This window comes from Marinitoga sp. 1197, assembly GCF_001021165.1.
In the GTDB taxonomy this organism is placed as follows: domain Bacteria; phylum Thermotogota; class Thermotogae; order Petrotogales; family Petrotogaceae; genus Marinitoga.
Genome location: NZ_AZAY01000012.1, coordinates 59,811 through 72,332 on the forward strand (window position 1 = coordinate 59,811; position 12,522 = coordinate 72,332).

Below are 12,522 nucleotides of genomic sequence, written 5' to 3' on the forward strand. Positions count from 1 at the left end.
TCCCTCCTTATACTTTTTTAAAGATTTTTTGATATAATTTTTGATAATCTTGAAGTATATTCATTTAATACCGAATAGATTTTTCTATAGTCGCTATATTTAAATGTTAACAATACTACTTTACCCAATGGATTTGCATTATGACAATAAGATGTTTCAAACATCACAAAATTTTTCAATTCTGGTATTTCAAACTCATTGCCAATCACTGTTTTTATTTCAACATTAAATGGTTTTAGAGATAATAATTGTACTTTCATTTTATCTTCTTCAACTATTTTTGATAAAAACAAAATTTCCTTTGTATTAAAATAGCCAGAAGAAATTATCCTGGCTAATCCATTTACAATGAACTTATTTCTAAAAAATTCTTCTGCCAGTAAAAATATAAGATTGTAAAGATTCATAACTCTAATATCTTTTTCATTGATGCTTTTTATTTTTATAATATTTATTATTTCATGCATAGATTTTCCAACAAGACCTTCATTTAAAATTTTTTCCAACTCTTTCGATGAAGGAAATCCATATTTTTCAACCGTTCTTGTTATAGATAACCCTAAATTTGTCATTAGTGTTATCTGATAAAAATCATTTGTTAAATCTGAAACTACAACACGTGTAATAAAAATATATCTTGAATCAGGTAATTCTAAAATAACAAGACTATTTGAAAGTTCCGATAACATTTTTGAGAATCTATCGAACATAATGTTTATATCATAAAACTTATATTCCTGGGGCAATTCTATATTTTTGCTTTTAACTGAAAAACTTTCTTTAATAGCTTCAAAATAAAGCCTTAAAGCTTTGTCAGTGGGGATACGTCCTGCACTTGAGTGTGGCTGAAATATCAACCCCAAATGCTGAAGTTTTTGCATATCGTTTCTTATTGTCGCAGAACTGACTTTTAATGAGGACTTTTTTAGTATTTCAGAGGAACTTATCGGTTTTTTTTCCTCTATAAAATTTTCAATTATAGAAAATAAAACCATTTTCTGTCTATTACTCAATTCTTTTGGCATTTTATCACTCCTTTTTTTTGAGTGCTAATTATATGATAACACAAAAAAAGGCTTGTAAAAAATTAATTATTGGTGTAAAATTAGTTAAGAAATGATAATTAGGAGCGTGATAAACATGATAGGTTATGATATTATTAAAATTTTAAAAGAATTAATTATAGAATATAATTTCCCTTTAGAAAAAGAATATACATTTTTTACTAATAATACTAATAAAATAAAACCGGGTTCGGTTTTTGTCTGTATTAAAGGTTCTTATTTTGATGGACACGATTTCATAAGAACAGCTATAGAATTTAAAGCAGCTTTAATTGTAGCTGAAAATCCCAAAAAAATACCTTTAAATCACCCCTACATTTTAGTTAGAGATACAAAAAAAGCCTATGCTTTACTTAATTATGCATATTATAACATAAATTTCGATGATTTTAATTTTATAGGTGTAACTGGAACTAACGGGAAAACAACTGTAATTTCTTTAATTCATTATGTTTTGACATATGGAGAAAAAAATAGTTCTTTAATAAGTACAGTAGGAATTAAACTTAACAATGAATTATTATACGAATCATATAACACAACACCAGGCGTTGACGAAATTGCAAAAGTACTTAATCTTTCAAAAGAAAAATCAATAAAAAATATATGTTTAGAAGTGTCTTCTCATGCAATAGATCAAAAAAGAGTATATAAGATTCCATTCTCAATTGCTATTTTAACAAACATAACTCGTGATCATCTAGATTATCATAAGAATTTTGATGATTATAAAAATACAAAATTATCTTTATTTAAACAATTAAAAAGCGGTGGATATGGAATCATTAATTTAGACTGTCTAAATTTAAAGGAAGTTCCTGGAAATAATATTATAACATATGGATTTGATAAAAATGCAGATTATATAATTTCTAATGTTGAATACAATAATGCCCAAATGAGTTTTACTATAACAGAACCAGATGGAACAGAAAATAAAATCCATACTCATTTAATAGGAGAATATAATGCACAAAATATGACAGCTGCATTTATTGCATTAAAATTATTAAATATGGACAATGAGATAATAAGACATGGTTTTTTAACTTTTGAAGGAGTTCCTGGACGATTTCAATTGGTAGAAAATACACGAGATATAGAGTATAAGGTTTATATTGATTTTGCACATACACCAGATGCCCTTGAAAAAGTATTGAAAAGTGCAAAAAAAATTACTAAAGGCAGGGTAATTCTTGTGTTTGGAGCTGGCGGCGCTGCCGATATTGGCAAAAGAAAAATAATGGGAGAAATTGCTTCAAAGTATAGCGATTTAATTGTTATAACAGATGATGATCCAAAAGATGACGATCCAGATGAAATTATCGAACATATTCTCGAAGGAATAGATAAAAATAAAACATTTATAGTTATTAGAGATAGAAAAACTGCTATAAAAGCCGCTGTTAGCTTTGCTTCAAGAGATGATGTAGTTATAATCGCTGGTAGAGGGCATGAAAAATTTCAATTGTATGAAAATGGAAAAAAAATACCTTTCAATGATTATGAAGTTGCACATGAAATAGTTCAAAAATTCAGAAAGGTGATGAAGAGATGAATGAAACTTCTAAGAAAATTCATTATGAAATTGACTCCCGAAAAATAAAAAAAGGAGATACTTTTATTGCAATAAAAGGAGAAAAAAATAACGGGCATGATTTTGTAAACAATGCTTTTAAAAAAGGAGCTAAAACAGCTATTGTTGAAGAAAAAAGAAATTACATCAAAGATGTTATTTTAGTAGACAATGTTATTGATTATATAAACAAAAAGGCTTCCATACTATTAAAAGAAAAATCAAAAATTAGAATAGGAATAACTGGTTCAAATGGAAAAACAACTACAAAATTTTTTTTATATCACTTATTATCATATGGATTTAAAGTTTTCACAACAGAAAAAAATTATAATACTGAGATAGGAATTCCTTTAAACATACTAAATAATTTTAAAAATCAACCTGTATCCATTTTAGAAATGGGACTTAGAAAAGAAAATGATATTGAATATCTTTCAAAATATTATACCCCTAATATTGAAATTATACTTAATATAGGAACATCACATATAGAATTTTTTAAAACAAGAAAAAAAATTGCTGAAGAAAAGTTAAAGATCATTTCATATGCAGAAAAACCAAGCTTATTGTTTATCAATGGAGATGAACCCTTGTTAAATATAGAATATCCAGAAGATATTAAAGTTTTCAGATTTGGGGAAAATAAAGATAATGATGGCTATTTAATAGATTTTGAATATTTAAACTGGAATACCCGTGTTTATTACAATATTTTTGGTGAAAATTTAATGCTTACACTTAATGGTATATGGAATAAAGGACAATTAATGGATGCTTTAGCATCACTAATGGTTTCATTGTATTTTGAAATTCCACTTGATCCTTTTTATATTTCAAGTTTTTCTTTACCAGAAAAACGTTTTGAATTAAAGAAATATGGAACATCCCTAATAATAAATGATGCTTATAATGCTTCAAAAGAATCATTCTTAAGTGGATTTGAAAGTATTAAAAAAATGTCTATAAAAAAGAAAAAAATTCTATTAATAGGAGAAGTTCTTGAGATAGGAGATAAATCCTATGAATACCATATTGAAATAATAGAAAGTGCGAAAAAGATTTTTGATCAAATATATTTTTATGATCCTAAGAATAAATTTAAATTTAACAACATCTCAATTCTTCATAAAAAAGAAGATATTTTTGATATTTTAAAATCAGAAAATGCTTTAATATATGTAAAAGGTTCAAATGGAACGAATCTGTGGAAATATGTTGAAGAATTTTTGAACGATTAGGGAGGAGTTTATGCTTTTATCAATTATTTTAATATTAATATTTATGGAATTTTTGTTGTATCCGGTATATATAAAATGGGCTCAAAAAAAACAATTTGGACAATATATTAGACCAGAAGGTCCTGACCTTCATGGTTATAAACAGGGAACACCAACAGCTGGAGGAATATTATTTATACCAACTATTTCTATTTTAAATATAATTTCGTATATATATTATAATGATTTAATTTTTATGTATATTGCTATGTCTGCCTTTCTTTTTGGGCTTATTGGTTTTTTTGATGATTTTAGCTCAATATTGAAAAAAGATGCAATGGGATTATCTCCAAAAGGGAAACTGGCTTTACAGATATTGTTTTCCTCTTTATTATTTATTATATTCTTTAATTTTAATATGGATTATATTCTAAAAATCCCATTTACAACCTATAATTTAAAACTATCATCAATACCGTATTTATTGTTTTATATATTGTTTTTTACAGGTTTTTCAAATGCTACGAATCTTACAGATGGACTCGATGGGTTAGCTGGCGGAACTTTTATAATATCTTCAATATTTACTATATTAATTGGTGTATATTATTTTAATGCACCAATCATTTTGTTATATACTATTATATTACCAGTAACTATTTTTCTCATTTTTAATGTTAAACCAGCTAAAGTTTTTATGGGTGATACAGGTTCTTTAGCTCTTGGCGCAATATTGAGTGCATTAGTAACATATTATCATATTGAATTATTCCTTATTTTTACTGGATTTATTTTTGTAATAGAAACTTTGAGTGTTATTATTCAGGTATTTTCATTTAAATTACGAGGAAAAAGAGTTTTTTTAATGTCTCCTATACACCATCATTTTGAACTGAAAAAGTGGCCAGAAGAAAATATAACTTTTAGATTTATATTGGTTAATCTAATATTTTCATTAATAGGTTTTGGAGGTATATTATGAAAATATGTCTTGTTGGATATGGTATAAGCAATGAAGCATTGCTAAAAAATATTTTAATTAAAGAAAATGTAGAAATTTTTGTAAGTAATAATAAAGAATTATCATATAAAGATATAATCTTTTTTGACAAAAACAAAATATCATATGAAGAACAACATGGAAAACTTTTAAAAGAAGCAGATTTAGCTATAATAAGCCCTGGAATTCATCCAGAAAGTTTGCCTATAAAAATTATCAGGGAAAATAATATTCCCTACACCACAGAAATTGAATACTCATGGAGAAAAATAAAAGAGAAAAATCCTGAATCTGTATTTATAGGCGTTACAGGAACTAACGGAAAATCTACTACAACTAAATTAATATCACATATATTATCAAAATCTTATAATACTTTTGTTGGTGGAAATTTAGGAACTCCTTTATCCTCGGCGAATTTTGACAAAGAAATTTATATAGTAGAGATTTCAAGTTTTCAAATTTTTTGGGGTGAAAATTTTATACCAGAAATTGCTGTTTTAATCAACTTAATGCCAGACCATTTAAATTGGCATGCATCACTTGAAGAATATTATAATACAAAATTAGGCTTAATACATAAAACCATTCAAAATGATGGTATAGGTTTTGTCAATTCAAATCTCAAATCTTATTTTAAAGAAAATACAAATAATATATATTTTTTTGGGGATAATGGCGAATATATATGGAAAAATAACATGATAGAAACAAAAAATAATATTAATATAAAAATAACAAACGAAACATTAAATTTAGATTTATATAAAGAAGATGTTCTGGCTGCTGTTTCAGTTGCATTGAATTTTGATTTATCAAAGATTTTAATTGAAGAATCATTAAAAACTTTTAAAACATTAGAACATAGAATGGAATTTGTTGGTGAATATAAAGGGATTAAATTCTTTAATGATTCAAAAGCAACAAATGTTCATGCGGCTTTATCAGCATATAAATCATTCAGAGAAAAAAATTATATAGCTATACTTTCTGGCCAGCCAAAAAATGAAGATATGGAAATTCTTTTAAAAGAATTACAAAATTATGCAAAAAAGGTACTTGTTTTTGGAGATATGGTTGGCGAAATAAAAAAATATAAATTTTTTACCAATTATATTGTTGAAGATAATTTAAAATCTACTATAAAAAAAGCTGTTGCAATATTCAGAAATAACACTTATAAAGAAGATATTTATATTATTTTATCTCCTGCAGGAGCAAGTTATGATTTATTTAAAAATTATAAAGAACGCGGGAAAAAATTTAAAGAAGAAGTGTACAAATTAATGGAGATGATATAATGAGCAAATCCCGTATTTTGAAAAATAGAGCTATTTTATTTATAGTAATTGTCGGCATGGCTTTAACACTTGGTACATTTTTTGTATATAGTTCTTTAAGAGCTATGGAATCGACATTTTCACCTATACAAATAGATAAAATGTTTCAAAAACATGTATTTACTATATTATTATCATCTTTTTTAGGCATTATAGCTTTCATCTTATCCAAATATATAACAAAAAACAGACATTTTATGAATATTTTATTTATATTTTTTATGACTTTACTTGCTTTGGCTTTATCTCAAGATCCTATAAACGGAACAAAAAGATGGCTAACAATTTTAGGTATTCAAATTCAACCGTCCGAATTTATGAAATTATTTTTACCTCTATACCTATCATGGTATTATTACAAAATAAAAGAAAAGAAAGCGACATTTGTTTTTGGTATAATAATACCGTTGTTCATAATATTTTTATCCATTTCTTTAATATTTTTAGAACCAGATTTGAGTTCATCTATTCTTATATTTATACTGGCCATTTTGACAATATACATTAATGGAGTAAAGAATATACATTTTTATATGACGCTTTTAATACTAACAATTTCCGGAATTTTCATTATAACCAATGCTGATATTTTAAAAGGCTATCAAAAAAATCGTTTAGAACAATTTTCTAAAATAGAAGAAAATTATCAATTAAGACAATCGCTTGATGCCATTACAAATGGAGGATTTTTTGGTTCGGGTTCATTTATAGGTGAAGAAAAATATTCCGTGCCTTATTCTTATAGCGATTTTATTATTGCTGTTATAGGAGAAGAATGGGGAAAATTAGGGATATTAATGGTTATAACCTTATATTTTCTAATATCGCGAGAGTTAATATTAATGTCTTATCATATAAAAAATTCTGCAGCCCGTAATTTTATGGTAGTATTTGCATTCTGGATATTTTTTCAAAGTTTTATAAATGTTGGAGTTTCAATTGGAATGCTTCCAACTACTGGTGTAACGTTACCTTTAATGAGTTACGGTAATTCTTCATTATTGATTACTATTGTTTCTATTGGATACATAATGGGAATGGTATTTTACGAAATAATCGATGAGCAAACAATTGATGAGCAAACAAAAGAAATATTAGAAAATCAAGAAAATAAAAAAAGGATGGAAAGAACAGATGAAGTATAGAATAGTTGTATCTGGTGGAGGTACAGGAGGTCATTACTATCCTGCTTATGCTGTTATAAAAGAATTAGAAAAAACAATTGATTTTGATTTAACCTATTTTACCATATATAACAGATTGGATGATATTAAAGTTTCTAAAGATTTTCCTTATGCAAAAAAAATATCCTTAAAGGTAAAAGGCCTTAAAAGACCATTATATTCATTGGAAAATATAAAGATTCTATATAATACATATAAAAATTATCTATCAATAAAAAAAATTATAAAAAAAATAAATCCTCACTTTGTAGTTCTCACAGGGGGATATGTAACTGTTCCTGTTGGTCTTGCTGCAAAAAAATTAAATATACCTATATTTATTCTTGAACAAAATAAAATAATGGGTGTTGCAAACAAAGTTTTAAGCAATTATGCAGAAAAAATCTTCCTAACATATAACAACACAATAGGCAATAAATTCCCAGAGAAAAGCATAGTTAGCGGAAACCCTTTAAGGATTCCTGAAAAAATAGATCGAGAAAATTTATTAAGCAATCTTAATTTTGATTATAATACCCCATTGATTACAGTATTTGGCGGAAGCTTGGGTTCAGAATTTATTGATAATTTGATGAAGAATGTTTATAATGTTTATAACAAAATAAAAAATGTCAATTTTATTCATATATCTAAAAACTTAAAATCAACATGGGATAATGTAAAAACATTTGAATATCTGGATAATCTTACGGAATATCTTGCAATTAGTGATATGGTTATTAGTCGTGGTGGTGCAACCAGTTTATCAGAGATTGACTTTTTTGATTTACCTGCTATAATTATACCGTGGGAAGGTTCTGCAGAAAATCAACAAACTTTAAACGCAAAAGCTCTTAAGAAAAAAAATATTTGGATATTTAGAGAAAACAATGTTAGTTATAAAGATATAGTAAATATAATATCTAAAGTTAAGACAAGAAAAACTTATACTATAAATAAAGAAAATCCGTCTACAATTATTATAAAAACAATTTTAAACTCATTGGGAGGCGCCTGAAATGAAATACTTTTTTTCCGGAATAGGTGGAATAGGAATGAGCTCATTAGCTCTTTATACGAAATATAAGGGGTTTGATGTAAGTGGATCAAACAATGTAGAGAGTGAAAGAACAAATTATTTAAAAAATAAAAATATTGACATAAAAATAGGGCATACAAAAGAAAATATTTTAAATACTGATTTGATAATAAAAAGTACAGCTATAAAAGATTCCAATCCAGAAATTAAATATGCAAAAGAATGGAATATACCAATTCTTAATAGAATGGAATATTTAAATTATATTTTAAAAAACAACTATAGTATAGGGATTACTGGAACAGATGGAAAAACAACTACAACTGCAATGATATCACACATTTTAAAAGAAGCGCTTTATGATCCTACAGTATTTTTAGGAGGAATTCATGATAGTTTAGAAGATGGAAACTTCAGACTCGGTGCCGGACCTATAATCAGTGAAGTGGATGAAAGCGATGGCTATATTAGAAACACAATTCTGGATGTATCTATAATAACAAATTTAAGACCAGACCATTTAGAACATTATAATAATTCTTTCGAAAATCTTATAGATTCTCTATATAATCATGCATCTAATGCCAGAGATTTTGTGTTGTTAAATGGTGATGATGTTATTTTAAATACATTTTATGATAATTTCGTTATAAAATTTGGTACAACTAATAATTCAGAATACTATTTTACAAATAGAATACCTCATGGATATTATCAAACGTTCGATGTCCATTATAAAAATAAATTTATAGGAAAAATAAAAATGAATTTGCCAGGTGTTCACTATGCTTATGACGCCATAGCAGCCATTGCATATTCACTGGAAATGGGAGTTAGTTTTGAAAAGATATGTAAGGCTTTTGAAACATTCAATTCAGTAAATAGAAGATTTAATGTCCTGTTTAAAAATAGCCATATTTTTGTTGTTGATGATTATGCGCACACTCCAGAAGAAGTTGAACATACTATTAAAGCTGCAAGAGAATATTTCCCAGATTATCCTATAATAGCTATATTTCAACCACATAGATACACTAGACTATTCAGACATTATCAGCAATTCAGCCAGGTTCTAAAAAATGCCGATAAAGTTTTTATATATAGAATATATTCCGCCTTTGAAGAACCAATTGAAGGTGTAAATGAATTAAAAATGGCAAAATTAATAAATGATTCCGAATTTATTAATTCTGAAAACGAAATGATTGATAAAATATTAAATTTAAGTGAAGGAGTATTCTTATTTTTAGGCGCAGGGGATATAACAAATGTGGCTAAAAAGGTAAGCAAAATATTCACGAAAAAATATGAAAATGTTATATGAAATTTATATATAACATCAGCAAAAACACTAATATATTAAAAATAATATGGGCATAATGCCCATATTATTTTACTTCTTCAAGAGTATCTAATATCTTAACAATTTTATCAAGTTTTGTCATTTCAAAAATTTTTCTTACCTGTGGCTGTAAACCAACAAGAATTAATTCTTTTTTCAAATTTCTCGATTCTTTCAATAAACTCACAACCGCTCCAAGACCTGCACTGTCGATATATGATACTAAAGACATATCTATCACATATTTAGTATGAGATAAACTTACAAGTTTCTCCTTTGTTTTTTGCTTAAATGTTGCTGAATGATAAGCATCAATTTCTCCTTCAACCTTAATCAAATAGAAATTATCCTTTTCAGAAAAATCAACTGTAAAATCCATTATAACACCTCCATTTTATCTTCAACTTTTTATAAATTATACCATATTTTTTTATTATATTCAAAAAATAAAAAAATACAAATTATTTTGTAATTCTGATCAACTAATAAAAAATAAAATTTTATTTTAATTTTTTTTATATCGATATTGTTTTTTTTAAAAAAATATGGTATATTATTAATATAAATGAAAGTATATATAAATTTTTATAGAGGAGGAGTTCTATGAAAATATTATCCTTGATCTTTATATTAACAGGAATGGTAATTATTTTATCGGTTTTTCTTGGATATTCTTTAACATTTTGGAAAACTGTAAAATTTATTTTGGGGTGTGGATTTATATATGCAGGTTTTAATCCCGAACAAACGGTAAAAATAAAAAAAGGCAATAAAGAAATCTTATTGCAGGGTAAAGATGCTGAAAAAGCAATAGACGATATTTTAGAAACACAAGAAGGATTGATATTTAAATTTATGAAAAAGTTCCATAATAATTTTAGACTAAAAAGTTTAATTTTCGGCTTAATTGCTGGAATAATATTGATATTGGATAGTTTAAATTTAATAAATACAAATTTAAATTTTTGGGAGATAATATTATTAATAATAGGTGCAGGCTTAATATCCTCTGGGATTTCAAAAATTTTTTTAAGGGGGAAATAAGATGGTATCAGGAATTGTTTATGTTTTGATGGGCATAATAATACTTACAACACTTATTTTGAAAATATCCTTTACTATTAGTACAATAATAGAAATTATATTAGCAACAATATTTATTTTTGATGGTTTAAAATTATTTAAAAAAATAAAAAGTGAAAATCTTGGAAACTTGTTTTTTGGTATTATTCTAATTTTTGATTTGTTTAATTTTTTTAATTTTAAACCCTCGGTTGGAGAATTGGTGTTATTATATATAGGTGCGCAATTATTAGCATCTGGTATGGTTGAATTATTTTTTAGAGATCTGGCATTTAAAATATCCAAAAATAAAATCAATCATGATGAAAAAATTTTTGAATTAAAAAATAATAATTATAATTTCAACTTTAATTTTGATTTTGATTGGAATAAGTGTAATATTACTACACACGACGAAGATAATATAAAAATAAAAAGTACATATAATAAATCAATATTTAATCAAAAAATACATATGGGAAATACCAAATTTGATTTTAAAGAAAAATTACGAATTAATTCAATAAATATCCCTGAAAGAGCGGAGAATAAAATATATATATCCAATAATATAAAAGCTAATTTTGATATTCAAATAAGCGTTTGTGATTTGCTCATGGATTTTTATGAAATAAAAGCCCAATACGTAAAAATAAATTCCAAAGCATCAAATATTCATTTAATTCCTTCGTCAAAAACAGATTCAACCATTGATATGAATATACAGGTAAGTAATCTGACAATAGAGATACCTGTTGATACTTTTGTAATAATTAATTTTATAGGAGATTTAACAGTAAAAGAGTTAAATAATTTCATACAAAAAGACGATTCCACACTTGTATCAAATAATTTCGAAAAAGCTAAATATACATGCAAAATAAATATATCTTCTGAAATGTCAAAAATTTCCGCATTCATAGATTAATTTTCGGTCTATTACGATATTACACGCTTACAGCGGGTTCTTGGATTAAAAAATTGGATTTTTTTAAATTAAAAAATACCCCTTTCTTATTTTTTGTCCAAATCTTGTAGGAGATGAATACGTACATTATATGCTATAATAATACTAAGAAAAAACAAGTGTGGAGATGATGAAAATGAAAAAATTGCCAATAGGAGTGCAGGATTATAAAAAAATAATAACAGGTGATTATATATATATAGATAAAACAAAGTATATATTAGAATTAGTAAATTCTGGAGTACCAACCTTTCTTTCAAGACCAAGAAGATTTGGAAAAAGCCTAACAATATCAACATTGTATTATTTATTCAAAGGAGAAAAAGAATTATTTAAAGATACATACATATATGACAAATGGGAATTCAAGGAATATCCAATAATTAGGATAAATTTACTTGATGTTGTAAGCGAAAATGAAAAAGAATTAAAAGAAGGATTATTAAAAATAATAAAAGATGAAGGGAAAAAATATGGTATAGAAATAAAAAACGATCACTATAAATATGCATTTGATGATTTAATAATAGAATTATCCAAAAAAGGAAAAGTGGTAATATTAGTAGACGAATATGAAAAACCTATATTGGATAATATAAATAACAAAGAAATGGCAGAAAAGTATAGAAATGTGTTAAGAAATTTTTATGTAACAATAAAATCAAAAGATGAATACATAAAATTTGTATTTATAACAGGAATTACAAAATTCACAAAAACAGGAGTATTTTCTGCACTTAATAATTTAA

The 12,522-nt window shown here is 25.7% G+C and carries 12 protein-coding genes; 10 read left to right on the forward strand and 2 right to left on the reverse strand.

Annotation, left to right across the window (positions count from 1 at the left end):
- Nucleotides 1-17 precede the first annotated feature (17 nt).
- On the reverse strand, nucleotides 18-1,025 hold the full coding sequence (locus X275_RS03915) for an HrcA family transcriptional regulator (protein WP_047267632.1): 1,008 nt from the start codon (nucleotides 1,023-1,025) through the stop codon (nucleotides 18-20).
- Between the two features lie 115 nt (nucleotides 1,026-1,140).
- On the opposite strand from X275_RS03915, the gene X275_RS03920 reads away from it, so the two are divergent.
- Genes X275_RS03920 through murC form a run of 7 tightly spaced genes read left to right on the forward strand, consistent with a single transcriptional unit; the run spans nucleotide 1,141 to nucleotide 9,726 of the window.
- Nucleotides 1,141-2,622, forward strand: a complete 1,482-nt coding sequence (locus tag X275_RS03920; RefSeq protein WP_047267633.1) for a UDP-N-acetylmuramoyl-L-alanyl-D-glutamate--2,6-diaminopimelate ligase — start codon at nucleotides 1,141-1,143, stop codon at nucleotides 2,620-2,622.
- A complete protein-coding gene (locus tag X275_RS03925) occupies nucleotides 2,619-3,881 on the forward strand; it encodes a UDP-N-acetylmuramoyl-tripeptide--D-alanyl-D-alanine ligase (RefSeq protein WP_047267634.1) in 1,263 nt (420 codons plus the stop codon). Before X275_RS03920 ends, X275_RS03925 begins: the two co-directional genes overlap by 4 nt.
- 10 nt (nucleotides 3,882-3,891) lie before the next feature.
- Entirely contained in the window at nucleotides 3,892-4,842 is a 951-nt protein-coding gene (gene mraY / locus X275_RS03930; RefSeq protein WP_047267635.1) for a phospho-N-acetylmuramoyl-pentapeptide-transferase, read from the forward strand.
- Nucleotides 4,839-6,161: a UDP-N-acetylmuramoyl-L-alanine--D-glutamate ligase gene (gene murD / locus X275_RS03935; RefSeq protein ID WP_047267636.1), complete on the forward strand. Its 1,323-nt coding sequence runs from the start codon at nucleotides 4,839-4,841 to the stop codon at nucleotides 6,159-6,161. The genes mraY and murD overlap by 4 nt, the downstream gene beginning before the upstream one ends.
- Entirely contained in the window at nucleotides 6,161-7,345 is a 1,185-nt protein-coding gene (locus X275_RS03940) for an FtsW/RodA/SpoVE family cell cycle protein (RefSeq protein WP_047267637.1), read from the forward strand. The genes murD and X275_RS03940 overlap by 1 nt, the downstream gene beginning before the upstream one ends.
- Entirely contained in the window at nucleotides 7,335-8,381 is a 1,047-nt protein-coding gene (locus X275_RS03945) for a UDP-N-acetylglucosamine--N-acetylmuramyl-(pentapeptide) pyrophosphoryl-undecaprenol N-acetylglucosamine transferase (protein ID WP_047267638.1), read from the forward strand. The genes X275_RS03940 and X275_RS03945 overlap by 11 nt, the downstream gene beginning before the upstream one ends.
- A gap of 1 nt (nucleotide 8,382) precedes the next feature.
- Nucleotides 8,383-9,726 carry a UDP-N-acetylmuramate--L-alanine ligase gene (gene murC / locus X275_RS03950; protein ID WP_047267639.1) on the forward strand — a complete coding sequence of 448 codons (1,344 nt, stop codon included), beginning with the start codon at nucleotides 8,383-8,385 and terminating at the stop codon, nucleotides 9,724-9,726.
- Between the two features lie 64 nt (nucleotides 9,727-9,790).
- Here the strand turns inward: murC and X275_RS03955 are convergent, their stop codons facing one another.
- The gene (locus X275_RS03955; RefSeq protein ID WP_052913293.1) at nucleotides 9,791-10,123 is read right to left on the reverse strand and encodes an STAS domain-containing protein; all 333 of its coding nucleotides are present in this window, start codon (nucleotides 10,121-10,123) and stop codon (nucleotides 9,791-9,793) included.
- Between the two features lie 224 nt (nucleotides 10,124-10,347).
- On the opposite strand from X275_RS03955, the gene X275_RS03960 reads away from it, so the two are divergent.
- The 3 genes from X275_RS03960 to X275_RS03970 all read left to right on the forward strand — a co-directional run.
- On the forward strand, nucleotides 10,348-10,788 hold the full coding sequence (locus tag X275_RS03960) for a hypothetical protein (protein ID WP_047267640.1): 441 nt from the start codon (nucleotides 10,348-10,350) through the stop codon (nucleotides 10,786-10,788).
- Nucleotide 10,789: 1 nt separating this feature from the next.
- On the forward strand, nucleotides 10,790-11,734 hold the full coding sequence (locus X275_RS03965) for a hypothetical protein (RefSeq protein WP_047267641.1): 945 nt from the start codon (nucleotides 10,790-10,792) through the stop codon (nucleotides 11,732-11,734).
- A gap of 175 nt (nucleotides 11,735-11,909) precedes the next feature.
- Nucleotides 11,910-12,522 (forward strand): AAA family ATPase (locus tag X275_RS03970; RefSeq protein ID WP_047267642.1); only part of this gene is annotated, 613 nt, incomplete at its 3' end.

Excerpts from the sequence above, each read along its gene's own strand:
- X275_RS03915 (WP_047267632.1), bottom strand. The coding sequence starts at position 1,025 with ATGCCAAAAGAATTGAGTAATAGACAGAAAATGGTTTTATTTTCTATA.
- X275_RS03920 (WP_047267633.1), top strand. The coding sequence starts at position 1,141 with ATGATAGGTTATGATATTATTAAAATTTTAAAAGAATTAATTATAGAA.
- X275_RS03925 (WP_047267634.1), top strand. The coding sequence starts at position 2,619 with ATGAATGAAACTTCTAAGAAAATTCATTATGAAATTGACTCCCGAAAA.
- mraY (WP_047267635.1), top strand. The coding sequence starts at position 3,892 with ATGCTTTTATCAATTATTTTAATATTAATATTTATGGAATTTTTGTTG.
- murD (WP_047267636.1), top strand. The coding sequence starts at position 4,839 with ATGAAAATATGTCTTGTTGGATATGGTATAAGCAATGAAGCATTGCTA.
- X275_RS03940 (WP_047267637.1), top strand. The coding sequence starts at position 6,161 with ATGAGCAAATCCCGTATTTTGAAAAATAGAGCTATTTTATTTATAGTA.
- X275_RS03945 (WP_047267638.1), top strand. The coding sequence starts at position 7,335 with ATGAAGTATAGAATAGTTGTATCTGGTGGAGGTACAGGAGGTCATTAC.
- murC (WP_047267639.1), top strand. The coding sequence starts at position 8,383 with ATGAAATACTTTTTTTCCGGAATAGGTGGAATAGGAATGAGCTCATTA.
- X275_RS03955 (WP_052913293.1), bottom strand. The coding sequence starts at position 10,123 with ATGGATTTTACAGTTGATTTTTCTGAAAAGGATAATTTCTATTTGATT.
- X275_RS03960 (WP_047267640.1), top strand. The coding sequence starts at position 10,348 with ATGAAAATATTATCCTTGATCTTTATATTAACAGGAATGGTAATTATT.
- X275_RS03965 (WP_047267641.1), top strand. The coding sequence starts at position 10,790 with ATGGTATCAGGAATTGTTTATGTTTTGATGGGCATAATAATACTTACA.